The sequence below is a fragment of the Pseudolactococcus plantarum genome (genome assembly GCF_002441715.1).
GTDB lineage: Bacteria > Bacillota > Bacilli > Lactobacillales > Streptococcaceae > Pseudolactococcus > Pseudolactococcus plantarum.
This window is the reverse complement of record NZ_JXJX01000002.1, coordinates 1-26,727: the sequence shown is the minus strand read 5'-3', so window position 1 is coordinate 26,727 and position 26,727 is coordinate 1. Positions and strand designations below refer to the sequence as shown.

Sequence of the window (26,727 nt, the reverse complement as noted above, 5' to 3'; positions counted from 1 at the left end):
AAGTAAGCTGCTATAAGCATTGATAGCTAGAAAAATAAATATATAATCTATTCTACCATAAAAAAAAAAAGATTTTCAATAAGTCCTTGGACTGAGATCTTTTTTTTTGTGAGAAATAGACTGAAAAGTCTTACTTAATAAAGGCGTTGATATCGTCAGCAAAAGCGATAAGCTTATCAGCAGAAGCTTCTTGTGTTTCAGCAACAGCCGCCAAATAAAATTTAATCTTAGGCTCTGTTCCAGAAGGTCTAACAGCAATCCATGACCCGTCTTCTAGGTGGTACTTAAGAACATTTGATGGAGGTGTTGTTAAGGCTGTTGTTTCACCATCAGCAGAAGTTGACGTATTGTGGAGGAAATCTTCAGTTAAGGCAACTTTAATACCATTAAAATGTGTTGGTTGATTCAAGCGGAATTTATCCATCACAGCTTTAATTTGTGCAGCACCATCGATACCTTCAAGTGTGATTGATACAGTGTTTTCAAGATAGTAACCATATTCAGCATAGATATCTTGGATGCCATCATATAGTGTTTTACCGAGTGATTTATAGTAAGCAGCCACTTCGCAAATTAAGAGGAGTGCTTGAATCGCATCTTTATCACGTACAAAAGGTTTGATTAAATAACCAAATGATTCCTCAAATCCCATCATGTAGGTATGTGAGCCAGTTTCTTCAAATGATTGAATTTGTTCTGCGATAAATTTGAAGCCAGTCAAGACATCAATCATTTTGACATCATACGATTTTGCGATAGCTGTGACTAATTCAGTAGATACAATTGATTTCACGATCGCAGCATTAGCAGGTAATGTACCAGCCTGTTTATGTGCTTCAAGAATGTATTTAGCTAACACAGCACCGATTTGGTTACCTGTTAGTGGTTGATAAGTACCGTTAGGCAAGCGCACTTCAACACCAATACGGTCGGCATCAGGGTCTGTTGCGACTAACATGTCAGCATCGACTTCTCTACCCAATTGTTCAGATAGCTCAAAGGCAGCTTGGTTTTCTGGGTTTGGAGATTTTAATGTTGGAAAGTCGCCATCTGGAATTGCTTGTGCTTCAACAACTGCAATTTTCTCAAAACCAGCTTGAGCTAATGTTTTACGACCAAGCATTTCACCAGTACCATGAAGAGGTGTGAAAACGATATTTAAATTTTTGCCATAGGTATTAATAATGTCTTGATTGATTGTAACAGCTTTAACTTCAGCTAGATATTTATTATCGATTGTTTCTCCGATAATTGTAATTAACTCATTATCTTCATCGGCAAGTGGGATTTGGAAAATATCATCAATTTCTTGGATATATTCTGTTAATTTATCAGCATCCTCTGGTGGCATTTGTCCACCATCTTCCCCATAAACTTTATAACCATTATAGGGTGCTGGGTTGTGAGAGGCAGTGATCATAATACCAGTTAAAGTATTCAGCTCACGGATAGCAAATGACAGCTCAGGTGTTGGTCGTAGTGATTCAAAAACAAAAGATGGGATATCATGTAAAGCTAAAACACGTGCCGCCTCAAAAGCAAATGTTTTAGAGAAGTGACGAGAATCATAGGCTATTGCAACACCACGTTTTTTGCTATCACCTTTTGCATCCATCAGTCTTGCAAGCCCTTCAGTTGTTTGTCTTGCAGTATAGATGTTCATCCGATTGGTCCCTGCACCAATCAAGCCACGTTGACCTGCAGTACCAAAGGCAAGAGACGTATAAAAGGCATCTTCTTTGTCATGTTCAGTCATGTTTTTTAATTCATTTTTCAGATAATCAGGGAGTGCGTCAAATTCAGACCATTTTTGATAAATTTCGTTGTAAGACATAGTGTCTCCTTTCGCTTTAGAAAGCATTTTCATTTATACTGCTATTTTAGCAAAAAAAAACGTGAAAATCACGTTTAACCTCGTTTTTAGTTTCTAAATTTTAATAATATCGGTACAAGACTAGTACATAAGATAGTTGCGGTAATTGCTTCTACGATGGAATTAGTCGTGATGATAGTTGCAACCAGTGTTTTAAAGGTCATATTAAGTTGATCATTAAAGAAAATAAAGGCTGAGCTAAGGACTAAAATCGTATTAATTGCAGAGCCTGCAAACCCAGCAATACCTGCTCCCCATCTATTTTTGATGAGATGAAAAATAAAGAATGGCAGAATGCCCACGATGATTCTAGGGATAAAGGCAATAAATAATGACCAGATATTACCATGTGGGACAAATGGTGAGAATAAAAAAGAAGTAGGTATTGGTGCTAAAGTTGAATTCAAGAATGAAATAAGGCCCATAACAAAGCCAAGAAATGCACCTTTACGCCACCCAAGAACAATTGAGCCAATAATGACAGGGATATGAACTAAAGTGGGTTGAATAGGAAATGGCCAAAAGCTATATATAATTCTAGAGATAAGATGGATAAAAAGCATGATTGCGATGAAGATGCCTAAAATCGCAACATCAGAAGCTTTAGAGTTTTTTGTATAGTTGGTATTCATCTGTTTAAATAGATTAGTAAAGGTGACTAATCTGTTCCTTTCGTATAATAAGTTGGTGATTAAATCCCCAAAAATAGAGTTAAGTAATATCTAGTAAAGCATCTTGTACGATTTGCACGATATCGTCGACAGTTGCTAAAGCACCTTTTCCTAAATCGCCACAGGCTAAAAGGGATGTTTTAGGCTCAATTTCTTGATAGCCAATCGTTTTCAAAGTATTGAGGTTTGTTTGTGTTAGGGGATGTTCATACATATTTGTATTCATTGCCGGCGCTATCATTTTTATGACATGAGCTGGCAGTGCTAGCGCAACAGCGCAAACGATATCATTTGCATGACCGTGTGATAGTCGCGCGATTGTATCAGCAGACGCTGGTGCCACTAAAAATAAATCTGTTTGTTTGCCTAATTCAATATGGTTGACAACATCAGGACGGTCTTCTGACATCACACTAGTATGTACAGGGTTTTTAGATAATACTTGAAGTGTTAACGGGGTAATGAATTGTTGCGCAGCTTCGGTCATCAAAACAGTGACATTAAATCCAAGTTTGCCTAATTCTGAAACGATATCGCAAGCCTTATATGCAGCGATACTACCGGTTACCGCGATGGTTACGTTTGTCATATGCTTCCTCACTTTTACTGACAATTAGTTGGGCAATTTGCTGTTTTGTATCAGCTGACTGTATGTGATGTTGGCTGATCAGTAATCCCTTATGCTGTGTTTCTGAAATTGTTGTTAGATCATTTGCTAAGATATAGTCAGCATTATTTTTGTATAATGAGGCTCTAGCAGTTTCAATCAATTGAGCATCACTGACATCAACCATCAGTTTAAACCCAATCAAGATGATATCAGGGTTTAAATTTTTAATAGAGGCAATGATTTTAGGCGTTTTCTTTAAAAATAAAACTTGGTAAGTTTCTTGTGAAGAAATTTTATGCTCAGTATTTTGTCTTGTTAACAAGCTTTGGATATCTTGCGTTTTTTCAACCGTCTCAAGATCGGTCATATAAACTGGAGTATAATCAGAAACCGCCATTGTATGCACACATACATTTATCTTAGGTAACCATTGGTTCATAGCTATAGCTAGACTATCAACGTTTGAAATACGTATGATTTGGAGATTAGGGTGGTTATCTGGCACCAAAGCTGTTAGGCCAGCTAATAAAACAACTTGGTGATTTGTTGCTAAAAATTGTTCTGCTAAAATTTTACCTAATTTGCCAGTAGCAAAATTGGTAATGCCACGGACATCATCAATAGGTTCAGTTGTGCCACCTGAAGTGATCAATATATGCATATCGCGCCTTTCTCATAATTTTTTTTATTATAGCATAAAACTAAGGGTTGCGATAGCGTTTAAGCCTAGGTGTAGTCCTTATCATTTAGGTAATTTGTTTAAAATGAGGGATCATAAAACGAGTTCTAGTAACTGTAGAACTCGTTTTAACTGTCATAATCATCAGACTTATTTTTTCTTTAGTTCACCTTGAGGGAAATAAGTCCCTTCTTTCATGTCATTGATAAAGACATGAATGGCAGATTTTGGTGCACCAGTGTTTTTAACAACAGCTTCTGTGATGTCGTGAGCGAGTGCAATTTTTTGTGCGTCAGTACGACCTTCGAATAAATCTACATGTACAAATGGCATAAGGGAAACCTCTTTTCTATGCCTATATTGTGACATATTTTGCCAGGACTTTCAAGTATCATCACGCCTATTTCGGGAAATGATTGACCAACGAGTTATGGCTAGTAAACAAGCAGTCAAGCAGACTTGATCGTTTTATCCATTTTTAATATAGATAACATTAAATATTTAGTTTAAAAATGGTATAATTAGAAATATCAACTGGTTCCGAGTTAGGAAACTTAAAAGTCATGTTTATACTATCAGTATAGATAGACGATAGCGTCGTTACTAGTAAGTGATGATGCGTGAGTATAAAAAAATAAGCGTCAAATAAAAGGTAGGTGATCAGAACAATTGGCTACAAAACAAACTGAGATACATTTTGGTAGAATACTTAAATCCTTGAGTGGGTTTTACTACATCAAAGATAGGTCAGATGATGTTGTACATCAGACGAGAGCTAGAGGGAATTTTAGACAAAAAGGTACGAAACCAATCGTGGGAGATTTTGCTGAATTTTCTGCAGCAAAGCAATCTGAAGGCTATATTTTGTCTATAGCCGAACGTAAAAACGCTTTAGTCAGACCGCCTATAGCCAATATCGATCAAGCGGTTGTGGTTATATCTGCAGTTGAACCTGCTTTTTCATTAAACTTACTAGATCGTTTTCTAGTCTTATTAACTAATAAAGACATACAACCACTCATCTATTTATCAAAATTAGACTTGGTTGAGGATAAGACTTATTTTGAGCGCATACAGCGTGACTATCAAGCAATCGGCTATGACTTTTTTATGAATGATTGGCAAGCGATGCTACCTGAGTTTGCAAATAAAGTCAGTGTGTTTATGGGTCAAACAGGTGTTGGTAAGTCAACTTTATTAAACAAAATCGCACCCGACATGGCTATAGAGACGCAAGAAATATCAGATAAACTTGGCCGTGGTCGACATACAACTAGACATGTTGAATTATTTGACATACATGCTGGCTTAATTGCTGACACACCTGGGTTTTCATCATTAGACTATGAGATTGATAATCAGCCAGACCTAAACGCTGCTTTTCCTGAATTATTACACTTATCATTTGGTTGTAAGTTTAGAGAGTGTACACACACACATGAACCGAAGTGTGCAGTCAAACCAGCAGTTGAATCAGGAGAAGTACTAAGGTCTCGTTACGATAATTATTTACTATTTCTATCTGAGATTACAGGTAGACGAGAAACTTATAAGAAAGTGGTAAAAAAATGAAATTAGCACCGTCAATTCTAGCAGCAGATTTTGGTAATTTTGAAAGAGATGCGAGACGTCTCGAAGCAGCTGGCGCTGATTACCTACATATTGATATCATGGATGGCCATTTTGTTGACAATATCAGTTTTGGTGCTGATGTTGTGAAGGCGATTAGACCAGCAACAAAATGCCTACTAGACTGTCATCTGATGGTCGAAAATCCAGAAAAATACATCACAAGCCTTGCACAAGCTGGTGCAGATAGTCTTAGTATTCATGTTGAGGCCACAAAACACATCCATGCTGTCCTTCAAAAGGTTAAGCAAGCCGGCTTAAAAAGTGCTGTGGTGATTAATCCAGGTACAGATGTGTCGACGATTAAACATGTACTTGGCTTGGTAGATATGGTGTTAGTGATGACTGTCAATCCTGGATTTGGTGGCCAAAAATTTATTCCAGAATGTCTTGAAAAAGTTCGAGAATTAGTTGCTATCAGAGAGTTTCGTGGGTTAAGTTTCGAGATTGAGGTTGATGGTGGCGTGGATGACCAAACAATTATCGCTTGTCGAGATGCTGGTGCGGATGTTTTTGTGGCAGGTTCTTATGTATTTAATGGGGACATTGAAGCAAATATGACTAAATTAAGAGAAGTACTCCGCTAAAAAACGTAAAATCAGTCAAGAGCTTTGGTTAGGCATAGGTTAGAAAGTTATTTATGAAATTTTTACATACTGCAGATTTGCATTTAGATCGAGAATTTGAAGGTGTCGTTCAAGATGTCCCCTTTCACCCTTATAAAATATTAGAAAAAATCATTGATTTTGCAATTGCAGAAGCAGTTGATGTTGTATTTTTTGCGGGAGATAATTTTCATCAATCACAACCAAGTATAAAAATACAAAATTATTTTGTTCAAGAATTGGCTCGTTTAGCCCCTCATGGCATACAAGCCGTTGTGATTTTTGGTAACCATGATTATTATAGAGAATCAGTTTATTGGGTGAGTTTTCCCGAGAATGTCACTGTTTTTTATTCTGAAACTGTCACAACAGAAAAACTGACGTTGAGATCAGGTGAAACACTAGCGGTATCAGGATTCTCATATCAACACCCACATATCTCACAAAATAAAATAGGCGATTATCCACTGAGTGACTACACTTGCGATTACCATGTTGGGTTGTTTCATGGCGAATTTTCAGGCGATTCTTTTGCGCCAGCTAATCTGACAGATATGCTTGCTAAAGGCTATAATTATTGGGCATTAGGCCATATTCATTTGGCAAATCAAGTCGCTGATAATATCATATATCCTGGGACACCACAAGGCCGTAATAAAAAAGAAAATACGAATTTTGTGGTTTATGGTGAAATTGTTAAATCTGGCAATCTGATCTATTTCCAAGACTTAGCTGATGTACATTTTAAAACAATCGTATTAGATCTTTCTGATTGTCAAAATTTAGCTCAAGCACTTCATTATATTGAATCACAGTTATCTGATGATCATATTTTTTATAGTATTATGCTGGAGAATTATGAGATGATTGCAGATAATTTACAAGAGGCCTATGAAAATGAAGAGTTATTAGAGGCTTTACGTCAAAATCATATCATTGTGAAGTTGAGTTTACGGCCGCTGACTAAAACAAATCAAACGATAACGCAAATAGCCTTACCTGAATTTAGTTTACCTGATATAGACATGAAACAAATCTATAGGTTACTGCCTCATAAAAAGGAGATTAAAGCTTTGTTTGATGATCCAAATTTGAATCAGGAAGTACAAGATAATGTCAGATTATTTGCGAGTCAGTACTTTGACTTTGGAGGTGATAGAGATGAAAATTAACCAACTCAAGATTGAGGGATTTGGTAAAATAATTAATCAAACCTATAACCTCAGTGATATGACAACTTTTTTAGGGGATAACGAGACTGGTAAGTCAACAATCCTCGCCTTCATCAAATATATGTTATTTGGCTTTGAAAATGCCACAACAGCCAATCAAAACTTTAATCCTTTAGATGTGAAAACTTATGGTGGTCAGATTACCTTGACACATGAGAATAAAACAATTAAAATCGAGAGAATTAAAATCTTACGTACTGGGAAACCAAGCTTTTCTTGTGAAATCAGTGAAGAGGGTCAAAGCTATCAGTTAGATGAAGCATCTTGGCAAGAGTTTATGCGACCAATCACAGCAAAAGTTTTTTCTGAGATTTATACAGTGACACAAGATAATCTTCAGATATCGACCGTTAAAGATTATAATGCCGATCGTCTTGATCAAGAATGGCGTATGTCTGCGACAACAGGAACAGTCGCACTTTTTGACCAAGTTCAAAAGTTATCAAAATCACGTGATCAAATTTTTACAACCACTCGGGCAGCTAAAAAACCGATCAATCAAGCTTTGACTGATATCGCGTCTGTTCAAGAAGCAATAGAAAAAAAGACAACTGAAGAAGCGGCCCTATTACCGCTAATGACAAAAAACGCTGAGCTTGAGGAACAAATTAAAGATTATCGTGACCAACAAACGAGCTTAGATGACTTAATTAATCAGAGTAAGCATAAGTTAAGTTTTTTAGCGGAATATCAAGAGTATCAAGAACTTGATAGTCAAAACTTATCAAATATTTTATCAACTGAAGAAGCAGATAATTTAAGACGTAAACATGCACTGCATGAAAAATATAATCAAGAAATCCGTAATCTAAATCAAAAAATAGCAGCAGATAGTATCGCTATCGAAAATTTGGATACACCTAAAAATCGTTTCTTACAAGATGAAGAGACTTTAGAAAAGTTTTATCAACTTAAATTAGAGTATCCTAAAGCAATTTCAGCTGAACAACAAATTGCACAATTTAAGTTTTCAAAACACTATTTGATTATTACAATCATTGCAATTATTTTAATGGGGATTAGCCTTGCGCTTAAACCATTTGTTGCGATATTTTTCTTGATTATAGCGATTGTTTCAGGTATTTCACACTATAAAACGCATCAACTTGAACGACAAGAACTAGCTAAAAATGAAGCAGTGCTGGCAGATTTCGATCAAAAAGTAGCTTATTTTAACGATATGATCGTGTTAGATAATGATAGTGTCAACACTAAAATTGAAAACATCACATTACTTGAGAAAGAACTACAAGAGTTAAGAATTACCTTAAGCCAGTATCATCCAAAGGAATCAATTGAAAAACTATCAGCACTAAAAGACTTGGATAATGCTATTTTTGAAGAAATACCTGATATTGATACGGCACCTAAATTATTAGAACAATGGGCACAACAGTCTCGTGACTTAATGCGATTGACAAGACTGAAAGAACAGCTATCGAAAATTTTTGATCTATCTATTGTCTTTAATGGGTATAAAGAACAAAAACAACTAGATCAACAAGTAGCAGAAAAAACTAAGATTACTCAGGAGCTAAACAGTGTTATTGATGAACATTCTAGAAATTTAGCTGTGATTAATCAACAAAAAACAGATACGACCTTGATAGATCTAGCAGCTAAATTGGCAAGGAAAAAAGCTACTTTAAGAGATTATTTAGTTGACTTTGCAACAAAAACTGCCGAAATTAAGCTAATAGGTGACGTGATGCAGTCCTTATCGTCTGAAACGTTACCAGATATTTTGCACCGGGCAAGTTTATTATTTAGAGAGTTAACCAACAATAGTTGGCAGGAAATCTACTTAGATGAAGATATCTTATGGGTAAAAAATAGTCGGAAACAAAGTTTGCGGTTAATCGATTTATCTACAGGAACAAGAGATCAGCTTCAACTCGCCTTAAGGTTAGCCTTTATTCAATCAAAAAAACAAGAGTTCCCTATCTTTTTGGATGATAATTTTCTTCGTTTTGATAAAACACGTCGCTTAAACTTTGGTAAGCTGTTACAAACGATTGCCCAGGATAGGCAAATTATACTGTTAACCAGTGATCAAGATTTCACTCTAGAAATGGAAGGAACGATAAAACTATGACACAGTTAAAAGAATTACAAGTTGGAGATGCTTTTGAAGGTCTATACCTAATTAAGCAAGCTGACGTACGTCAAACACGGGCTGGTAAGTCATATCTTGCCATGGTTTTTCAAGATAGAACTGGACAAATTGCAGGAAATCTTTGGGATGCGGATGACTATATGGTAGAGACGTTTACTAAAGGTAAAGTTGTCTATATGCGTGCAGTTAAAGAATTATATCAAGGTACGCCTCAGGTTAATAAAATTTATTTACGATTACCAGAAAATACAGAGCCTAATGATCCAAAAGATTTCAAGCCTAAATCAGTCGTGAATGAAAAAGAATTGCGTGACTATATCCAAAAAGTTATCTTTAAAATTGAAAATGCAACATGGAATAGAATTGTCCGTTATATCTTTAAAAAATATGATAAAGCATTTTTTGAATATCCTGCTGCCAAAACGAATCACCATGCGTTTGAGGGCGGTTTGAGTTATCATACTGCCACAATGGCACAGCTTGCAGAAAAAATTTGTGAAGTTTACCCAATGTTGGATGAAAGTTTGATGTTAGCTGGTATTTTACTACATGATATGGCTAAAGTTATCGAGTTCTCAGGACCTGAGAACACAACTTATACGTTAAAAGGTAACTTAATTGGTCATATTGTCTTAATAGATGAAGAAGTTTCAGAGGCCGTGCGCGAACTTGACTTAGATAATGATAAAGAAGATGTGACAATTTTACGTCACGTGTTATTAGCGCATCATGGGTTGAGAGAATACGGCAGTCCTGTTAGACCCCAAATTATGGAGGCAGAGGTTATCCATCAAATTGATATGATGGATGCAAGTATTATGATGATGGGAACAGCCTTAAACCAAGTAGGTACAGGAGAGATGACACCACGTATCTTTGCTTTGGATAATCGAAATTTCTACAAACCTAATTTTGATCAAAAATAAAGTACCAGCTAAGTTACAAAATAGTTGGCATTATAAAAACCCCTAAAGTGAAGGCTTTAGGAGTTTTTATATATGTTGCGATGTATTATCTACTTTCAAGTATTTCTTTGATTGTTAATTTTAAGAAGTCGATGATGTCATCTTGGTTATTACTAATGACATTGCTTACGATGAGGTTTGCATACCCAGTAGAGATAACCCAAGTGGCTGTCAAAAGTGTATTAAGTTTTTTATCACTTAGGTTTGCATAAACAGGGTTATCTTTGATTGTTTGTCTGAACAAATGATAAGAAAATTCAGTGATAGAGGTGTCAGTATCCCCATGTTTTTCTAAATAAATTGTTTTAAATAACTGAGGATTATGACAAGCAAAGTTAATATAATTAAGCGATATATTGATTATAGGATCGTCATGAGTTTTTTTATTGTAAATATCTTCTTCTAACTCTTTATAGATGTTAGTGAAAAGTTCTTTTTTTAATGATGCCATATTCGTAAATTCAGCATAAAGAGGTTGTGTGGAAATATTCATATACTTTGATAGTGCACGAGCTGTAAGTTCGCCAACACTTTTTTCGACAATAAATTTCTGAGCAGCTTTTAATATATCTTCTTTAAAAATTGTTTTTGTTCTTGACATGAGTGAATCCCCTTCTATGTTACTTAGTATATACTAATATAACTATATGTACAAGTTATATCATACTAAAAATGTTATAATTTATAATTGAGAAGAAGAGTTTAAAATGCACGTCCATCTCTCTAAAGTTATCGCAGTGTAACACATGATATTAAGCTAATTAAAGGAGTAATATGACGATTACAAACATGAAAAATCAACAATTACAGGTCAAAATCAACACGTTTGGTGCAGAATTACAGTCTCTAAAAAAAGATGGTATTGAGTATCTATGGCAAGGTGACGCAACCTTTTGGGGAAGACAAGCACCAGTGTTATTCCCGATAGTTGGCAAATTAAAAGATGGTCATTACGTATACAATGATGAAACGTACACATTGGGTGGTCATGGCTTTGCGCGTGACAAAGCTTTTGAAATGATAGATAGTAGTGAGCATGAAGTTGTTTATGAGTTGAGAGCTGATAAGGAGACTTTACAAGTCTATCCATTTGATTTCAGATTGAGAATCAAATACACATTAGTAGGTAATCAGCTATCAGTTAAGTGGGAAGTTAAAAATCAAGGTCAGGATGAGATGTTTTTTGGGATAGGTGCTCATCCAGCATTTAATGTAACTTTGGAAAATGCGACATTTGAAGATTATCAATTAACCATTAGCCCTGAAATATCTAGACCTTTTATACCAATCAATGTGTCAACCGGGACACTTGAATTAAGTAAAAAATATAAACGAGATGACAACGTGTTTAAGGTATCACGCGATCTGTTTAAATCAGATGCCTTAATTTTTGAGACTGTTGGGGAAACAGAAGTGTTATTAAGTAACACAATTAATGCGCGTTCCGTAAAAGTTTCATGGAAGGATATGCCATTTGTTGGGTTATGGAGTACATATCCTAATGAAGCTCCTTTTGTTTGTATTGAGCCATGGTGTGGTATTGCTGATGATGTCAATACTGATGGTGATTTGACAACAAAATTTGGGATTAATAGTTTAGCTGCCAAGAAAAAATTTAGTGCGACCTATACGATCACGATTAACTAACAGAAGCTGACTTAGGTCGCTTCTTTTTGGGTTAGAACCAGTCATAAAAAATACAAATGGTCAACATCAAAAAAAAGTGAGGAGATCGTGTGGTTTCAGTAGTTAAAGTGTTATCATAGTAATAATTATAAACAAAACGAGGTGGAAAATGCATAATCAAACAGAAAACAAAACGCCAAAACTCGATACAATTCTCTCACATATCGGCATTAATCATGATGAAGCAACTGGTGCCTTAATTTCTCCCATTCATTTTTCAACGACATACCAACATCCTGAATTTGGGCAGTCAACGGGCTATGACTATACGAGAACTAAGAATCCGACCAGGACAAATCTTGAAGAAGCTTTGGCAAGTATTGAAAGTGGTCAATTTGCGATTGCGACAAGTTCTGGGATGTCGGCTATTGTTTTAGCGCTTGATATTTTTCCTGTTGGTGCTAAGATTGTTGCCTCAAGAGACTTATATGGTGGTTCATTTCGTTGGTTTAATGATCAAGAAAAACGTGGTCGATTTTTCTTTGATTATGTTGTGACAGAAAAAGACATGTTAGGAGCTATCTCAAAAGAGACTGATGTTGTCTATATTGAAACACCAACAAATCCACTGATGATTGAGGTAGATATTGCTAAAGTAGCTAAGAAAGCGCATGAAAACGGTGCGACTGTCATTGTTGATAATACATTTTATACACCTATCTATCAACAACCCCTCACGTTGGGTGCTGATATTGTGGTACATTCTGCGACAAAATATTTATCAGGTCATAACGATGTGTTAGCAGGGGCTGTGATTGTAAAAGAAGCTGCACTATATGAACAGCTACTTTATAACCTGAATACGACTGGACCTGTGTTATCTCCGTTTGACAGCTACTTAGTCATGCGAGGATTAAAGACTTTGTCTTTACGTATGCAACGTGCGACGCAAAATGCGACTGAGATTGTTAACTTTTTAAGACAACATGCTGCAGTCAAATCAGTACTTTATACTGGATTAGGCGGCATGATCTCTTTTAAAGTGAAAGATCAATCTAAAATCCCAACGATTATCAACAGTCTAAGTGTGATCACTTTTGCCGAAAGTCTAGGGGGAGTAGAGTCCTTGATTACTTACCCGACGACACAGACACATGCGGATATTCCACAAGCAGTTCGAGCTAGTTATGGGTTGACGGACGATTTATTAAGACTGTCAATTGGGATTGAAGATGTCAGTGATTTAATTGATGATTTAAAACTAGCATTAGCAGAAGGAGAAAAAAATGACGAAGTATAATTTCACAAGCGCTCCGAATCGCTTAAACAACCATTCAGTAAAATGGCAGGCGACTGAAACAGATCCAGAAGTTTTACCAATGTGGATTGCTGATATGGATTTTGAAACTTTTCCAGAAATGTCACAAGCAGTGAAAAAATTTGCAGACTATGGTGTATACGGCTATGGTTATCCACCAAAATCACTATATGATGCGATTATTTCTTGGGAAAAAGAAGAACACCATTATGAGATTAAACAAGAAGATATCATTTTAATTAGTGGGGTAGTCCCAGCGATTACAGTTGGCATACAAGCTTTTACTCAACCAGGTGATGCTGTCCTAATTAATACACCGCTTTATCCTCCTTTTGCCAGAACAATCAAATTAAATAATCGACAACTCGTCACAAATTCACTTGTGGAAGTGAATGGTCGATTTGAAATTGATTTTGAGCAATTGGAAAAGGATATCGTTGAAAACGACGTTAAACTCTATGCGTTTTGTAGCCCACATAATCCAGGAGGTCGTGTTTGGGAGAAGACAGAACTCATCAAGATAGCTGAGCTTTGTAAACAATATGATGTGCGCTTAATATCTGATGAAATTCATCAAGATTTGACTTTATTTGACAACCAACATCATAGTTTCAACACAGTTGGCGATTATGCATCATTTGCAATTGTTTTGAGCAGTGCAACAAAGACATTTAATATCGCAGGTACTGGTACAGCATTTGTCTTGATTGAAGATGAGCGACTTAAAAAGAAATTTAAAACCCAACAGCTGGCTAATAATCAACATGAAGTGACTACATTAGGGTTACTTGCGACTGAAACTGCCTTGACTTATGGTAAGCCTTGGTTAGTTGAGCTGAAAAAAGTATTAGTAGACAACCTTTCATATTTGGTCACTTATTTTGAAGAACATGCCCCACGTGTGAAAGTGATGCAACCTGAAGGGACTTATTTGATTTGGGTAGATTTTTCTGATTATGGTCTAAGCGATGATATATTGTACGGATTATTTAGAGATGAAGCAAAAGTTATCTTAAATAATGGGACCAGTTTTGGTGTTGAAGGCAAAGGACATGTTAGAGTTAATATTGCGGCACCACTTGAACATGTCAAACAAGCTGTTCAGAGAATAGTTGCTGTGCTACCAAAAGATTAGTTATATAATAGGTAAGTCATGTCCTGCTAGCTCACAAAAGAAGTTAGCCAATAAACATTTTTTTTGATATAATACTAAAAGAATAGATAATTTCAGAAAGTTGGTTTATTAACATGGGAAAATTTCAAGTTGTCACACATCCACTAATTCAGCATAAACTCACAATTTTACGTCAAACTTCAACAGGAACAAAGGCTTTTCGTGATCTTGTTAATGAGATCGCGATGCTTTTAGGGTATGAAATATCACGTGATTTACCGTTAGAAGATATTGAAATTGAAACACCCATCACGAAATCAATCCAAAAAACATTAGCAGGAAAAAAATTAGCGATTGTACCAATTTTACGTGCAGGTATCGGTATGGTTGACGGGATTTTATCTCTAGTGCCTGCTGCTAAAGTAGGGCATATTGGGATGTACCGAGATGAAGAAACGTTACAACCAGTTGAATACTTGGTGAAATTACCTGAAGATATTGATCAACGTCAGATTTTTGTTGTAGATCCAATGCTTGCAACAGGTGGCTCTGCTATTTTAGCGATTGACTCACTAAAAAAACGTGGTGCTGGTGCAGCCAATATCAAGTTTGTCTGTCTTGTAGCAGCACCAGAAGGTGTGAAAGCTTTACAAGAAGCGCATCCTGATATTGATATTTATACTGCTGCATTGGACGAAAAATTAAATGAACATGGCTACATTGTGCCAGGTTTAGGAGATGCTGGCGATCGTCTTTTTGGGACTAAATAATATGATGGATAAACTTGAGTTTGTTTTAGCACATTTTACTGAAGAAAGAGTCTACCATAATGGTGAGTATTATCGGTTAAAAAAGTTTGACAATGATACTTATGAACTAGAAGTGTCAATTTCTGGTGCTTGTGGTACGTTTGAGAGTCATCCAGCTATTAAATTTAAACTCATGCCAGAATCAAACCAAGTGCTATTTTTAAGCTATCGAGATGTAGTGGTTAATCCCATGAAATCTTTTAAACCAGAAAGCGAAGCAGAGCTTGATTTTGTGAGATTAGCATTTGAACAACTGGTTGATAAATGCGATCAAGTCAAGTCATCAAGCTAACACCGATTAACTATCGGTGTTTTTTTTTATAAACACATATTTAGACTTTTATTTGCCATTATTTGATGATATAATTAAGAATTAAATAATAAAAAAATGTTTATCAATCCTTGTAATTAGGGAATTGAGAGATCTTTTTAATTGATATTAATTTTAAATGGAGCTATCTTTGAAAAAAATAAATGTAAAACATATTTTAGTTGGAAAACCATTGAAGTCAACTGATGATGACAGTCATCTGCTCACTAGATTCCAAGCATTAGCTATGTTATCCAGCGATGCCTTATCTTCTATCGCATATGGTACTGAACAGATCGTCACAGTATTAATTACCTTATCTGCAGCAGCAATTTGGTATAGTTTACCGATAGCGGCACTCGTGCTCGTTTTACTTGCGGCCTTGACACTTAGTTATCGTCAAATCATTCATGCCTACCCACATGGTGGGGGTGCGTACGTTGTTTCAACTGAAAATTTAGGTGCAAATGCGGGCTTGATTGCAGGAGGGAGTTTATTAGTTGACTATATGTTGACTGTCGCAGTATCGGTTTCTGCAGGTGCGGATGCGATTACCTCTGCAATTCCATTTCTTCATCCTTATAACCTAATCATATCGATCATCATTGTCTTATTACTCATGCTAATGAATCTTCGGGGGCTTAGAGAATCAGCCGGATTTTTATTAGTGCCAGTTTATACTTTCGTGGGTGCAACTGTCTTATTACTCGTTGTTGGGATATTTAGAGTATTGACAGGTGACGTCTCTTATAATGCAACGAGCCATGTCGGGATGGCTGTTCCTGGGATCTCGATTATCTTATTATTAAAAGCATTTTCTAGTGGTTCTGCCAGCTTAACAGGTGTAGAAGCAATTTCTAATGCCGTTCCTTTCTTTAAAAAACCGAAAGCTAAAAATGCTGCAAGTACGTTGACGATGATGGCACTTATACTAGGTATCTTCTTCACAGGTATTACAGTGCTTAGTTATTATACTGGTATCATTCCTAATGCAAAGGATACAGTATTATCGCAGCTTGCCCATAATATCTTTGATTTTAATGGTGTAGGTCGTATCTTTTATTACGTCTTTCAATTTGCAACAGCTATGATCTTAGCTGTCGCAGCTAATACTGGTTTCTCAGCATTTCCTATGCTTAGCTATAATCTTGCCAAAAATAAATATATGCCGCACATGTATATGGAAAAGGGTGATAGACTAGGGTATTCTAATGGGATTATCAGTCTTGCAGCGGGTGCCATTGTTTTATTGATGATCTTTAACGGGTCTACAGCACGCCTAATCCCACTTTATTCAATCGGTGTATTTGTACCATTTGCCTTATCGCAAACAGGGATGGTAGTGAAGTGGCGTAGAGAAGCAGGCAAAACATTTTGGCGCCATGCGATATCAAATATCATTGGTGCGCTAATTTCTGCAGTTATCGTGATGATCTTATTGGTTTTTAGATTAGCAGATATATGGCCATTCTTTATCGTGATGCCTATCCTGCTTGCCATGTTCTATGCGATTAAACGTCACTATACTGAGGTAGCACACCAATTACGACTTCAAGATGAAATTGTTACTCATGAGTATACTGGAAATACAGTCATAGTTCTCGTTGGGAATGTAACAAATGTTGCAGTAGGAGCAATGAGCTATGCGCAATCAATTGGATCAGAAGTTATCGCAGTCCATGTATCAACCAAGGAAACTTATCAGAAAGATAAAGAAGTAGAAACAGAATTCAAGACTCTATATCCTGACATTCGTTTTTCAATTGTGGAATCAAGTTATCGCGATATTGTGAAGCCTGTTGTGCGCTACGTAGATTTAGTCTCAAAAATAGCCAATAAGAAAAATAATACGGTAACGGTTATCGTCCCACAATTTGTACCAAAACGCTCATGGCAAAACATCTTGCATAATCAAATGTCTGTTCGTTTACGCTATTATTTAAGCTGGCGAGACAATGTAGTTGTGTCAAGTTATTCATATCATTTGAAAAAATAATTAACTAAAAAAGTTTGCTATGATAGCTACTTGATAAAAGTAGCAAGAGTAGTAGGCTTTTTATGATGTCCATAACCTATAAAAAAACTGATGCCAATTGTTTGGTCATCAGTTTTTTTAAGTTAGTAGATCAGCATATCTAGATGAGTGACTACTATTATAGTAACCCACGTTCTTTGTACCAGATATCTGGTTGCCAAATCCAGTTAGTGTCGTATTTTTCTAGTAATGCAAAGCTTTTTGTTGGTCCCATAGAACCAGCAGGATAATATTGGAGAGGTGTTTTATCTAATTGCCAACTGCCGACTATTTTATCAATTAATTCCCAAGATGCTTTAACTTCTTGCCAACGGCTAAAGTTAGTCACATCGCCATTGAGCACATCATAGATCAGTTTTTCATAAGCCTCAGGAGAGTTACCCAAGGCATCAGCATCATGTCTAAAGTCTAGTTTAACTGGCTCGATAGAGAACGTTTTACCGACTTCTTTACCGTTAACCTGGAGTGAGAAACCTTCTGTCGGCTGGATATAAATGGTTAAGATGTTAGGCTTAAGAGATTCTCCGAAAATATTAGCATTATTTTTGAAAATAATGTTAATTCGAGTCCCTTTTTCAGTCAATCGCTTACCGGTTCTAAAGAAGAACGGCACATCTTTGAAGCGTTCAGTATCAACAAAAAAGACGCCACTAGCAAAAGTTTCTGTTTTAGAAAGTGGGTTGACTGATGGCTCATCAGTATAAGCTTGAAAATCTTGGTTATTGATACGGCCACTCTGGTATTGGCCACGTACAAAGTTTTCAGTAATCGCTTGTTCATCAGGTACACGTAAACTCTGTAGGACTTTAATTTTTTCAGGTAACACGTCTTCGCTTGAAAAAGAGGCAGGTTTATCCATGGCAAGAATTGAGAGGACTTGTAAAATATGATTTTGTACCATATCTTTAAGTGCGCCCGATTGGTCATAATAGCCACCACGATCTTCCACGCCGATTGATTCAGCAAAAGTGATCTGGATGTTGTCTATGAACTCACGGTTCCACACATGTTCAAATAAGATATTTGCAAAACGTACTGCAAAAATATTTTGAATCATCTCTTTACCAAGATAATGATCAATCCTAAAGATTTGACTCTCATCAAATGTTTCTGATAAGGCTTGGTTGAGTTGTTTAGCCGTTTCAAGATCTGTACCGAAAGGTTTTTCGATAATCAGTCTCTCAAACCCTTGTCCGTCAACGATCTGTTCTGATTTTAGATGATCAGTGATTGTACCAAAGAATTCAGGTGCCATTGCTAAGAAAAAGACTTTATTATGTTCAGTTTTATAAGTTTCAGCTAACTCATCTTGTAATGTTTTAAGTGTTGCATAATGTGCAACATCTTGAACATCATGACTTTGGTAGTAGAAATGTGAGGCAAACTCACTGGCTTGTGTTGGAGTGGTTGCTAAATTGCTGATGGCATCAATGACAACTTGCTCGAAAAAATCCTTTGTCCATGGACGACGAGCTGTACCGATAACAGCAAAGTTTTCAGCTAAAATACCAGACTTATAAAGACGAAAAAGGGAAGGGTAAAGTTTACGCTTTGCTAAATCACCACTTGCACCAAAAATTGTAATTACTACTTTAGTCATATCATTATGTCTCCAAAAATTCTTTTACTCTACCAATTATATCAAAATTTAGCTTAGAAAGTTCGATACACGTACGGATTTGATGGTTTTTCAACTTGTGTAAGTGTTTGTGGCTTAACAATAGGGATTTCTCTTTTAAAAGGTGGGTAGTAAGCCATTTGAATTTGTCCTGTGACTTTGATCCAAGTATTGTTGGGAAAGTTTTGCCCCTCACTTAAAGTGCGCAACCCAAAAACACCTGAGTCGGCAATACAATGAATAATCCCAAATCTAAATAAAAATTGGGCACCTGATGTTGTAGGGTCATTGTAAACAAATCCAGTGTAAGTAATCGTTTTACCTTCAAATGTGCCAGGGAAATTGTAAATGAGTTCCATAATTTCCATATAGTTATCAGTCGTGATTGTGATCGTAGATTGATCTTGATAGGTACGCAATTCTTTTTTCATCATTTTGTCATAAACTGATTTTGTAAAGTAAAGACTGGTATTGGGTTGAAGATATTGAATTTGTGTCCCATCTGAACTATCTCCAGATCCTTCAGCTAATGGAAAGTTAAACCCTTTAGCTGAAACGATAGTTGTATCTAAGGACTTAGACGGAATAAAGATACTTGATAAAATCGGTGTTGCAAGTAAAAGGAGTGCAATTGCTCGTGCAAATTTTGATGTGATATGAATATGTGGGTTAACATGTCGCATCCAGTTAATTAATTGAACGATAGCAAAAAGTAATGAGAGTAGTGCTGATAAGACAGCCAAGTAACTATAGTGTGTATTAATATATTGATTGAGTTTTCCAGTAAGTTGCAAATACATCATCAGCTCAAAATAGCCTGATAAAATGAGGAATCGAATCATAATAAGCTCACCCCCATACTGATTGCGATGACAAGCACAGAAATAGCCAATACATAGCGGATGATAAATTTAGGTTTAAAGTAGTGTTTCATCATCAGTAGATTTTTCATATCAATGATTGGTCCAAATAGTAGAAAAGCAATGATTGGTCCTGTACCAAACAAGCTCAGTAAGCTTGCACCGATAAACGCATCTGCTTCACTACATAAGGAAAGTAGAAAGGCAAATCCCATCATTAATAAGATGGCAACAACTGGACTATGTGTCACAGATGTTAATAGTTTAGTAGGGACAAATACTTGGATACAAGAGGCCACTAAGCTACCAAATATAAGATAGCGACCTGTGTCAAAAAACTCATCTACACCATGTGATAAGGCTTGCCATACTTTTTGCCGTGCAGTCAGTTGTGCGTGAGTATGTGTATGATGATCATCAGCAGGTTTTTCTAATAAAATAGGCTCGTCAAATTGGTAAGCTAAAATGAGTCCGATAATCAAAGCAAGTGCCAAAGCACCAAGTAATCTTAATAGTAGAAACTTGAAAGAATTACCAAAAGCAACAAATGTAGCAAATAAGACAACAGGATTAATAATCGGTGCAGCGATTAAAAAAGGAATACCAGTATAAGTGGGTACTTTTTTCTCTAGAAATCGATTGATGATCGGCACAATACCACACTCGCAAGATGGAAAAAAGAAACCAGCAAAAATCCCCACAATAACACGTAAAAATTTATTTTTAGGTAGAAATTTAGCGACAATACTCGGAGATAAGTAGGTTTCTATGATACCAGCAACCAAACAGCCAAACAATACAAATGGTAAGGCTTCTATAATAATGGATAAGAAAATTGCTGCTAATTGTGACCAAACATCAGGTAGATTATTTAACATCTTTTAAGTCACTTTCCTTAGGCGTATCGGTATTAAATTGTTTTAGAAAATCTTCAGGTGTTTTAACACGCTTATCTGTTGTCTTTTCTATTTTCTCTGCATCAGTAAATTCGAATTCTGGTGGCATGACAGCCAAGTCACCCAATACTTTGTCTAAATCATCTCGTTTTTTAAAGGTTAATGCCATTTCTTCTCTTTTCTATAATAAGTGATATCTATATTTTACATTATTTTGTTTAAAATTAGCTTATAGTAAACAAAAAGTATCTTTAATGTCTCAAACTACTTGCTTTTTTTCAAAAAACCTATATAATTATATAGTAATGGTAGATTGTCGTATTGCGCGGTCTGTCTAAAAAAAAATATATTTTTTATTCTAAAGGAGACATTTTTAAAATGGCTAAAGAAAAATACGATCGTTCGAAACCACACGTTAATATCGGTACTATCGGACACGTTGACCATGGTAAAACAACACTTACTGCTGCAATCACGACAGTTTTATCACGTCGTTTACCTTCAGCAGTAAATACACCTAAAGACTACGCATCAATCGATGCTGCTCCAGAAGAACGCGAACGCGGTATCACTATCAATACTGCTCACGTTGAGTACGAAACTGAAGCACGTCACTATGCGCATATCGATGCCCCAGGTCACGCGGACTACGTTAAAAACATGATCACTGGTGCCGCTCAAATGGACGGAGCTATCTTAGTAGTAGCTGCAACTGATGGACCTATGCCACAAACACGTGAACATATCTTGCTTTCACGTCAAGTTGGTGTTGGTAAATTGATCGTTTTCCTTAACAAAAAAGACCTTGTTGATGATGAAGAATTGATCGAACTTGTTGAAATGGAAGTTCGTGACCTATTATCAGAATACGACTTCCCAGGTGATGACACTCCAGTTATCGTTGGTTCAGCACTTAAAGCGCTTGAAGGCGATACTGAATACGAAGATATCATCATGGAATTGATGGATACTGTTGACTCATATATCCCAACTCCAGAACGTGATACTGACAAACCTTTACTTTTACCAGTCGAAGATGTATTCTCAATCACTGGTCGTGGTACAGTTGCTTCAGGTCGTATCGATCGTGGTACTGTTCACGTCAATGACGAAATCTCTATCGTTGGTATCAAAGACGATATCTCAAACGCTATCGTAACTGGTGTTGAAATGTTCCGTAAACAGCTTGACGAAGGTTTAGCTGGGGATAACGTTGGTGTACTCCTTCGTGGTGTTCAACGTGATGAAATCGAACGTGGTCAAGTTATTGCTAAACCAGGTTCAATCACACCTCACAAACAATTTAAAGGTGAAGTTTATATCTTGTCTAAAGATGAAGGTGGACGTCATACACCATTCTTCGATAACTACCGCCCACAATTCTACTTCCGTACAACTGACGTAACTGGTTCAATCAAGCTTCCTGCTGGTACTGAAATGGTTATGCCTGGTGATAACGTATCAATCGATGTTGAATTGATCCACCCAATCGCCGTTGAACAAGGTACTACTTTCTCTATTCGTGAAGGTGGACGTACTGTTGGTTCAGGTATCGTTGCAGAAATCGAAGCTTAATTCATTTTAGACTTCCAAAACTATTTATTGGTCGGACAATAAATGCAAAAAAACGCTTAGCGATTAGCTAAGTGTTTTTTTGTTATGCTTAATGACTAAAGCCAATCGTAAATGAGACATAAAAAAAGTTCAAATCAATTGAACTTTTAGTTTACTTTTTTGAAGACACCACGATCAACAAGTGCATTCATTTGGAAATAGAATTTTTCTTGTACCATTTGGTTATCATCTGATTTAAAGATATTAACATGTCTTAAACCTGATTGGTCTGTAATTGATAATTTAAAACCAGATAAATCAGCTTTGATAATGATTTTTAATACAGGACCTTCACCAGAGTTAGGAATTGTTTCTAAAACACGTGTCAATTCATAATTACCGACATTATTTTTGATAAATGTGGTATCCATCAACGTATATTTTTTTATTGAATCAGATAATTGGTAAGTATCTTTACAATCATCAAGGTGTTTTTCAGTTAAAAATGCCATATTAAAGTTGCTACAGTGGCGATGATCACCTAATTAGTAGCAGCTCCTTTCTTTTGAGTGAGTTAAGTATGAGACAATATGTTAGTCAATATCTCAATAAAATTATCTATCTCTGTAGCTGTTGTTAAATCAGAAAATGAGATACGAACAGATTCTTTCAGCTTAGGTGAATTAGGGCCATAGCACGCCTCAAGGACGTGTGACGATGCAATATCACCTGCAGTACATGCAGATCCAGTTGAAATTGCAACACCTTGTAGATCTAACTTCATTAATAACAAGTTGTGATTGACACCAGGAAAACCAATATTGATAACATGTGGCATCGTTTTAGTGCCAAATTGATTAAGATAATACGTTAGACCTGTAAGTTGTGCCAGTAAGTGCGCCTTGAGAGCTGTGACTTTTTGGTAGTTATCGGTCATATCATGATAGGCTAGGCTTAAAGCTTTTGCCATTCCTACGATCCCTGGAATATTTTCTGTACCAGCACGTTTTTTATTTTCTTGTTCTCCTCCATGGATGAGTGGATCAAGTCTTACATTATTGTAGTAGAGAAACCCAACACCTTTTGGCCCATGAAATTTATGCGCAGAAGCTGATAAAAGATCAATCCCTAAGTCAAGTGGTTGGATAGGTAGTTTACCCATTACTTGCACAGCATCTACATGATAAACAGCTTTGTGTGTTTTCAAAGCATTACCAATCTCCGATATTGGCAATACTTGCCCTGTTTCGTTGTTTGCATACATGGTTGAGACAAGAATCGTATCTTCCTTCACAGCATCTAGTACCATATCTGCTGTATAGTTACCATCAGAATCTGGATGGATGATGGTGATATCAAACTGATGTCTGTCCCTTAAATACGCAAAAGTATTTAAAACGGAATGATGTTCGATTGCTGTTGTTACTAAATGCTTGCCTTTATCACGATTCGCAAGCGCATAACCAAGCAAGGCTTGTGTGTTTGCTTCTGACCCACCAGAGGTAAAAATTAAATGATCACTGGGGACGTGTAGCAAGTTAGCAATATCTTCTCTAGCTTGACGAATTAATTTTGCTGCTGCCCGTCCAGCAGTATGAATGCTTGATGGATTGCCCATGACTGAGAGTGATATCTCAAACATTTCTTGGGCGACTTCAGGCAGGAGTGGTGTTGTAGCGGCATTATCTAAATATATCATAAGGTACCTATTTCATAGTTAACCAAGTGACCATCAGAATTTTAGTATAGTAGAAAAAGATTAATCAACTGATTTATTGTATTGGAAAAGTGGGCTGACAGGTTCATTCTCATGAATACGGATGATTGCATGAGCAAGTAAAGGCGCAGCGCTTAAATATTTGACAGCATCTGGTTTTGGTGTTTCAGTTTTGACTGAATCAGTGACTAAAACTTCTGTGATAGACGTTGCATTTAAACGTTTTGCAGCACCTGGTGTAAATAGCCCATGAGAAGCGACAGCATATACGTCTTTAGCACCAGCATCTTTTGCAATAACTGAAGCACTAGAAAAAGTTTTACCTGTATTTAAAATATCATCAATTAAAATGACGCTTTTATTTTTCACATCACCGATAATATAGCCGTTCTCACGTTTTTGGTCACCATCTGCATAATCAACAATAGCAAGTGGACTTTCTAAGTATTCAGCTAATGAACGTGCTCTTTTAATGCCAGAGTTTTTGGGTGCGACAACAACGACATCATCTCCGACTAAGCCTTTTTCTTGGTAGTATTCTGCAAATAAAGGAACAGTGTAGAGATTATCTGCAGGAATGTCAAAGAATCCTTGTACTTGTACAGCATGTAAGTCTAATGTTAAAATACGATCTGCACCAGCTTTTGTCAACATATTTGCAACTAGTTTAGCAGTAATCGGTTCACGAGGTGAAGCAGTTCTATCTTGGCGAGCATAGCCGTAGTAAGGCATTACAACATTCACAGAGTTAGCACTAGCACGTTTGCAAGCATCTATCATGATCAAAAGTTCCCATAGATAAGTATTCACGGGATAAGAAGTGGATTGGATGATATAAATATCATAGCCACGGACACTTTCCTCGATATTAATTTGAATTTCACCATCTGAAAACTGTTTAGATGATATTTTACCAAGTGGGACACCAGCTGCATCTGAAATTTTTTGCGCTAATTCGAGGTTTGAGTTTAGTGAGAAGAGTTTAATAGTCTTGTCTTTTTCAGTCATTATTGTCCATTTCTAAGCATAAATTTACTGACTCTATTTTACCAAAAAAAACACTAAAGGTAAAATCGTAGGCTAATTTAGATCAATACCATTAGGATCTTATTTTTGCCTGTCTCTATTCTCAAAAATCCTTAGTAACCGCAGTCAGATAGGGCTATGTCATGGTTATTATATGATGAGTTGATGAATGATTGACATTAAAAATTAGAAGTGATAAGATGATTGGTGGAAATGATTGTAGAGCAAGAGCTGTGTACAATGTATGTATGTAAAAAGGGGCTATATCCATGAAAAAATCACAAATTATCTCACTGCTAGCAGTATCTGCACTGTCAGTGACTATGTTGGCTGCTTGCGGAGGATCTGGTAATAAAAAATCAGATAGTAAAGCAGATGCTCAGAGCGCAGAAGTATTTACTGGCGCAACGAAAGGAACAGATAATTTTGAGACACTTTCAAAAGGTGTTTCAGAAAATGGTGCGTGGTTAAATGCTGTAACCAAAGACATTGACGCTTCAGGTAAAACACTTACTGTGTCTGGTTTATTTGCTGGGGATGGACAAGTTAAGCGTGAACTCGCACTATACAAATCTGGTGCAGATAAGAAGCCTGAAGGCACTTACACGTTAACAGTAGCCAAGTTAGTTGTGAAATCTCCCGGATTTATCATCGCACAAGGGACTGTTAAAGGAGATGTTTATGTTGATGCTACCGGCTTTAAGATGCAAGGTAGTGCTAAAGTTGACGGGAATTTGATTTTTGCTTCTGATCGTCTAAAAAAAGCGTATGATGCTTTAACGCCTCAAGCTAAAGGTGTTGTGACTGGTACGACTAAGGTTGAAGCAACGAATGTAGTAGGTGTGAAATCAGGTGCAGTTACTATAGCTGAAAAAGGTGGTAAAATTTCTCATGTAAAATCTAGCGATGTAAAAACAGGTGCTACGCATGGTACAGAGAAGTTGTCGGTATTATCTGATGCACTCAGTAAAAATGGAACATGGTTAGCGGCAGGAACTGCAGATATAAATGGTGCTGGTAAAACAGTAAAAATTGATGGAACATTTATCGCTTCGAATGGATTGATAGCGAGAAAACTTGTTTTATATGCTCAAAATGATCACCGTCAAGTAGCGAAAACTTATACGTTAACAGTTGCTAAACTTGTGGTGAATTCACCTCATACTGTTATCGCAAATGGTGAGATTAAAGGTGATGTTTATGTCACAAAATCAGCTATTGGATTTGCAGCTCAAAATACTAAAGATACCACAGGTAAACAAGTAACGGCCAAAATAGATGGAAACTTATATTTTGCAACACAAGCAGAGCTAGATGCTTATAATAAACTGCCTGCAACCGCTAAGTATGACGTGACAGGTAAAACAGAAGTTAAGGCTGTTTGATAACTCTGACAACATTTGATGAAGCATTGATAGATAAAAAAACACTGTCCTGAACAGCTCCTGGTAAAATGGACATGAA

At 36.4% G+C, this 26,727-nt stretch carries 26 protein-coding genes; 13 read left to right on the top strand and 13 right to left on the bottom strand.

The window, feature by feature from the left end; all coding sequences use genetic code 11:
* Positions 1-130: 130 nt before the first annotated feature.
* From RU87_RS01270 to RU87_RS01250, 5 genes are all read right to left on the bottom strand, one after another.
* Positions 131-1,834 (bottom strand): phospho-sugar mutase, encoded by a 1,704-nt coding sequence (locus RU87_RS01270; protein WP_068164420.1) that lies wholly within the window; start codon positions 1,832-1,834, stop codon positions 131-133.
* 86 nt (positions 1,835-1,920) lie between these two features.
* Positions 1,921-2,505, bottom strand: a complete 585-nt coding sequence (locus tag RU87_RS01265) for an ECF transporter S component (RefSeq protein WP_068164417.1) — start codon at positions 2,503-2,505, stop codon at positions 1,921-1,923.
* A 79-nt stretch (positions 2,506-2,584) separates the two neighbouring features.
* A complete protein-coding gene (coaC, locus tag RU87_RS01260) occupies positions 2,585-3,133 on the bottom strand; it encodes a phosphopantothenoylcysteine decarboxylase (RefSeq protein WP_068164414.1) in 549 nt (182 codons plus the stop codon).
* On the bottom strand, positions 3,102-3,815 hold the full coding sequence (locus tag RU87_RS01255; protein WP_068164409.1) for a phosphopantothenate--cysteine ligase: 714 nt from the start codon (positions 3,813-3,815) through the stop codon (positions 3,102-3,104). Before RU87_RS01255 ends, coaC begins: the two co-directional genes overlap by 32 nt.
* Before the next feature lie 168 nt (positions 3,816-3,983).
* Positions 3,984-4,166 (bottom strand): 4-oxalocrotonate tautomerase, encoded by a 183-nt coding sequence (locus RU87_RS01250; RefSeq protein ID WP_068164406.1) that lies wholly within the window; start codon positions 4,164-4,166, stop codon positions 3,984-3,986.
* 357 nt (positions 4,167-4,523) lie between these two features.
* Between RU87_RS01250 and rsgA the strand changes: the two genes are divergently transcribed.
* The 5 genes from rsgA to RU87_RS01225 are packed head-to-tail and all read left to right on the top strand — an operon-like array spanning position 4,524 to position 10,341.
* The gene (gene rsgA, locus RU87_RS01245) at positions 4,524-5,405 is read left to right on the top strand and encodes a ribosome small subunit-dependent GTPase A (protein WP_068164474.1); all 882 of its coding nucleotides are present in this window, start codon (positions 4,524-4,526) and stop codon (positions 5,403-5,405) included.
* Positions 5,402-6,049: a ribulose-phosphate 3-epimerase gene (gene rpe / locus RU87_RS01240; protein ID WP_068164401.1), complete on the top strand. Its 648-nt coding sequence runs from the start codon at positions 5,402-5,404 to the stop codon at positions 6,047-6,049. Before rsgA ends, rpe begins: the two co-directional genes overlap by 4 nt.
* A gap of 53 nt (positions 6,050-6,102) precedes the next feature.
* The gene (locus RU87_RS01235; RefSeq protein WP_068164400.1) at positions 6,103-7,239 is read left to right on the top strand and encodes a metallophosphoesterase family protein; all 1,137 of its coding nucleotides are present in this window, start codon (positions 6,103-6,105) and stop codon (positions 7,237-7,239) included.
* Complete coding sequence (locus tag RU87_RS01230; protein ID WP_068164397.1) at positions 7,229-9,394, top strand: ATP-binding protein; 2,166 nt, start codon at positions 7,229-7,231, stop codon at positions 9,392-9,394. Before RU87_RS01235 ends, RU87_RS01230 begins: the two co-directional genes overlap by 11 nt.
* Positions 9,391-10,341 (top strand): 3'-5' exoribonuclease YhaM family protein, encoded by a 951-nt coding sequence (locus RU87_RS01225; protein ID WP_068164392.1) that lies wholly within the window; start codon positions 9,391-9,393, stop codon positions 10,339-10,341. Before RU87_RS01230 ends, RU87_RS01225 begins: the two co-directional genes overlap by 4 nt.
* A gap of 85 nt (positions 10,342-10,426) precedes the next feature.
* Here RU87_RS01225 and RU87_RS01220 read toward each other — a convergent pair whose 3' ends face one another.
* Positions 10,427-10,981 carry a TetR/AcrR family transcriptional regulator gene (locus tag RU87_RS01220; RefSeq protein WP_068164390.1) on the bottom strand — a complete coding sequence of 185 codons (555 nt, stop codon included), beginning with the start codon at positions 10,979-10,981 and terminating at the stop codon, positions 10,427-10,429.
* A 173-nt stretch (positions 10,982-11,154) separates the two neighbouring features.
* Between RU87_RS01220 and RU87_RS01215 the strand changes: the two genes are divergently transcribed.
* The 6 genes from RU87_RS01215 to RU87_RS01190 all read left to right on the top strand — a co-directional run bounded on the left by RU87_RS01215 (position 11,155) and on the right by RU87_RS01190 (position 17,553).
* Complete coding sequence (locus RU87_RS01215; protein WP_068164388.1) at positions 11,155-12,027, top strand: aldose 1-epimerase family protein; 873 nt, start codon at positions 11,155-11,157, stop codon at positions 12,025-12,027.
* A 148-nt stretch (positions 12,028-12,175) separates the two neighbouring features.
* Complete coding sequence (locus tag RU87_RS01210; RefSeq protein WP_068164385.1) at positions 12,176-13,306, top strand: cystathionine gamma-synthase; 1,131 nt, start codon at positions 12,176-12,178, stop codon at positions 13,304-13,306.
* Positions 13,293-14,459 (top strand): MalY/PatB family protein, encoded by a 1,167-nt coding sequence (locus RU87_RS01205; protein WP_068164384.1) that lies wholly within the window; start codon positions 13,293-13,295, stop codon positions 14,457-14,459. Before RU87_RS01210 ends, RU87_RS01205 begins: the two co-directional genes overlap by 14 nt.
* A 113-nt stretch (positions 14,460-14,572) precedes the next feature.
* The gene (upp, locus tag RU87_RS01200; protein WP_068164380.1) at positions 14,573-15,208 is read left to right on the top strand and encodes a uracil phosphoribosyltransferase; all 636 of its coding nucleotides are present in this window, start codon (positions 14,573-14,575) and stop codon (positions 15,206-15,208) included.
* Complete coding sequence (locus RU87_RS01195; RefSeq protein WP_156470822.1) at positions 15,177-15,539, top strand: hypothetical protein; 363 nt, start codon at positions 15,177-15,179, stop codon at positions 15,537-15,539. The genes upp and RU87_RS01195 overlap by 32 nt, the downstream gene beginning before the upstream one ends.
* Before the next feature lie 157 nt (positions 15,540-15,696).
* Positions 15,697-17,553 (top strand): APC family permease, encoded by a 1,857-nt coding sequence (locus RU87_RS01190; RefSeq protein WP_068164375.1) that lies wholly within the window; start codon positions 15,697-15,699, stop codon positions 17,551-17,553.
* 157 nt (positions 17,554-17,710) lie between these two features.
* Here the strand turns inward: RU87_RS01190 and zwf are convergent, their stop codons facing one another.
* From zwf to RU87_RS01170, 4 genes are read right to left on the bottom strand one after another with little or no spacing between them, the layout of a single operon-like run.
* Positions 17,711-19,192, bottom strand: a complete 1,482-nt coding sequence (gene zwf, locus RU87_RS01185; RefSeq protein WP_068164372.1) for a glucose-6-phosphate dehydrogenase — start codon at positions 19,190-19,192, stop codon at positions 17,711-17,713.
* A gap of 53 nt (positions 19,193-19,245) precedes the next feature.
* A complete protein-coding gene (locus tag RU87_RS01180; protein WP_068164370.1) occupies positions 19,246-20,052 on the bottom strand; it encodes a TIGR03943 family putative permease subunit in 807 nt (268 codons plus the stop codon).
* Positions 20,049-20,948 (bottom strand): permease, encoded by a 900-nt coding sequence (locus RU87_RS01175; RefSeq protein WP_068164366.1) that lies wholly within the window; start codon positions 20,946-20,948, stop codon positions 20,049-20,051. Before RU87_RS01175 ends, RU87_RS01180 begins: the two co-directional genes overlap by 4 nt.
* Positions 20,938-21,135, bottom strand: a complete 198-nt coding sequence (locus tag RU87_RS01170) for an SPJ_0845 family protein (RefSeq protein ID WP_068164363.1) — start codon at positions 21,133-21,135, stop codon at positions 20,938-20,940. The genes RU87_RS01175 and RU87_RS01170 overlap by 11 nt, the downstream gene beginning before the upstream one ends.
* 209 nt (positions 21,136-21,344) lie before the next feature.
* Here RU87_RS01170 and tuf point away from each other — a divergent pair, with 209 nt between their 5' ends.
* On the top strand, positions 21,345-22,541 hold the full coding sequence (gene tuf / locus RU87_RS01165; protein WP_068164360.1) for an elongation factor Tu: 1,197 nt from the start codon (positions 21,345-21,347) through the stop codon (positions 22,539-22,541).
* Positions 22,542-22,687: 146 nt separating this feature from the next.
* Here tuf and RU87_RS01160 read toward each other — a convergent pair whose 3' ends face one another.
* From RU87_RS01160 to RU87_RS01150, 3 genes are all read right to left on the bottom strand, one after another.
* On the bottom strand, positions 22,688-23,032 hold the full coding sequence (locus tag RU87_RS01160) for a DUF1831 domain-containing protein (RefSeq protein ID WP_068164357.1): 345 nt from the start codon (positions 23,030-23,032) through the stop codon (positions 22,688-22,690).
* Positions 23,033-23,094: 62 nt separating this feature from the next.
* A complete protein-coding gene (locus tag RU87_RS01155) occupies positions 23,095-24,219 on the bottom strand; it encodes a cysteine desulfurase family protein (protein ID WP_068164353.1) in 1,125 nt (374 codons plus the stop codon).
* A gap of 60 nt (positions 24,220-24,279) precedes the next feature.
* Positions 24,280-25,245, bottom strand: coding sequence for a ribose-phosphate diphosphokinase (locus RU87_RS01150; protein WP_068164349.1), 966 nt, complete (start codon positions 25,243-25,245; stop codon positions 24,280-24,282).
* Between the two features lie 287 nt (positions 25,246-25,532).
* Here RU87_RS01150 and RU87_RS01145 point away from each other — a divergent pair, with 287 nt between their 5' ends.
* On the top strand, positions 25,533-26,648 hold the full coding sequence (locus tag RU87_RS01145) for a hypothetical protein (protein WP_068164345.1): 1,116 nt from the start codon (positions 25,533-25,535) through the stop codon (positions 26,646-26,648).
* Positions 26,649-26,727: the final 79 nt, after the last annotated feature.

What these genes read in the sequence shown, in the direction of transcription:
- RU87_RS01270 (WP_068164420.1), bottom strand. Translation starts at nt 1,834, where the DNA reads ATGTCTTACAACGAAATTTATCAAAAATGGTCTGAATTTGACGCACTC.
- RU87_RS01265 (WP_068164417.1), bottom strand. Translation starts at nt 2,505, where the DNA reads ATGAATACCAACTATACAAAAAACTCTAAAGCTTCTGATGTTGCGATT.
- coaC (WP_068164414.1), bottom strand. Translation starts at nt 3,133, where the DNA reads ATGACAAACGTAACCATCGCGGTAACCGGTAGTATCGCTGCATATAAG.
- RU87_RS01255 (WP_068164409.1), bottom strand. Translation starts at nt 3,815, where the DNA reads ATGCATATATTGATCACTTCAGGTGGCACAACTGAACCTATTGATGAT.
- RU87_RS01250 (WP_068164406.1), bottom strand. Translation starts at nt 4,166, where the DNA reads ATGCCATTTGTACATGTAGATTTATTCGAAGGTCGTACTGACGCACAA.
- rpe (WP_068164401.1), top strand. Translation starts at nt 5,402, where the DNA reads ATGAAATTAGCACCGTCAATTCTAGCAGCAGATTTTGGTAATTTTGAA.
- RU87_RS01235 (WP_068164400.1), top strand. Translation starts at nt 6,103, where the DNA reads ATGAAATTTTTACATACTGCAGATTTGCATTTAGATCGAGAATTTGAA.
- RU87_RS01230 (WP_068164397.1), top strand. Translation starts at nt 7,229, where the DNA reads ATGAAAATTAACCAACTCAAGATTGAGGGATTTGGTAAAATAATTAAT.
- RU87_RS01225 (WP_068164392.1), top strand. Translation starts at nt 9,391, where the DNA reads ATGACACAGTTAAAAGAATTACAAGTTGGAGATGCTTTTGAAGGTCTA.
- RU87_RS01220 (WP_068164390.1), bottom strand. Translation starts at nt 10,981, where the DNA reads ATGTCAAGAACAAAAACAATTTTTAAAGAAGATATATTAAAAGCTGCT.
- RU87_RS01215 (WP_068164388.1), top strand. Translation starts at nt 11,155, where the DNA reads ATGACGATTACAAACATGAAAAATCAACAATTACAGGTCAAAATCAAC.
- RU87_RS01210 (WP_068164385.1), top strand. Translation starts at nt 12,176, where the DNA reads ATGCATAATCAAACAGAAAACAAAACGCCAAAACTCGATACAATTCTC.
- RU87_RS01205 (WP_068164384.1), top strand. Translation starts at nt 13,293, where the DNA reads ATGACGAAGTATAATTTCACAAGCGCTCCGAATCGCTTAAACAACCAT.
- upp (WP_068164380.1), top strand. Translation starts at nt 14,573, where the DNA reads ATGGGAAAATTTCAAGTTGTCACACATCCACTAATTCAGCATAAACTC.
- RU87_RS01195 (WP_156470822.1), top strand. Translation starts at nt 15,177, where the DNA reads ATGCTGGCGATCGTCTTTTTGGGACTAAATAATATGATGGATAAACTT.
- RU87_RS01190 (WP_068164375.1), top strand. Translation starts at nt 15,697, where the DNA reads ATGGAGCTATCTTTGAAAAAAATAAATGTAAAACATATTTTAGTTGGA.
- zwf (WP_068164372.1), bottom strand. Translation starts at nt 19,192, where the DNA reads ATGACTAAAGTAGTAATTACAATTTTTGGTGCAAGTGGTGATTTAGCA.
- RU87_RS01180 (WP_068164370.1), bottom strand. Translation starts at nt 20,052, where the DNA reads ATGATTCGATTCCTCATTTTATCAGGCTATTTTGAGCTGATGATGTAT.
- RU87_RS01175 (WP_068164366.1), bottom strand. Translation starts at nt 20,948, where the DNA reads ATGTTAAATAATCTACCTGATGTTTGGTCACAATTAGCAGCAATTTTC.
- RU87_RS01170 (WP_068164363.1), bottom strand. Translation starts at nt 21,135, where the DNA reads ATGGCATTAACCTTTAAAAAACGAGATGATTTAGACAAAGTATTGGGT.
- tuf (WP_068164360.1), top strand. Translation starts at nt 21,345, where the DNA reads ATGGCTAAAGAAAAATACGATCGTTCGAAACCACACGTTAATATCGGT.
- RU87_RS01160 (WP_068164357.1), bottom strand. Translation starts at nt 23,032, where the DNA reads ATGGCATTTTTAACTGAAAAACACCTTGATGATTGTAAAGATACTTAC.
- RU87_RS01155 (WP_068164353.1), bottom strand. Translation starts at nt 24,219, where the DNA reads ATGATATATTTAGATAATGCCGCTACAACACCACTCCTGCCTGAAGTC.
- RU87_RS01150 (WP_068164349.1), bottom strand. Translation starts at nt 25,245, where the DNA reads ATGACTGAAAAAGACAAGACTATTAAACTCTTCTCACTAAACTCAAAC.
- RU87_RS01145 (WP_068164345.1), top strand. Translation starts at nt 25,533, where the DNA reads ATGAAAAAATCACAAATTATCTCACTGCTAGCAGTATCTGCACTGTCA.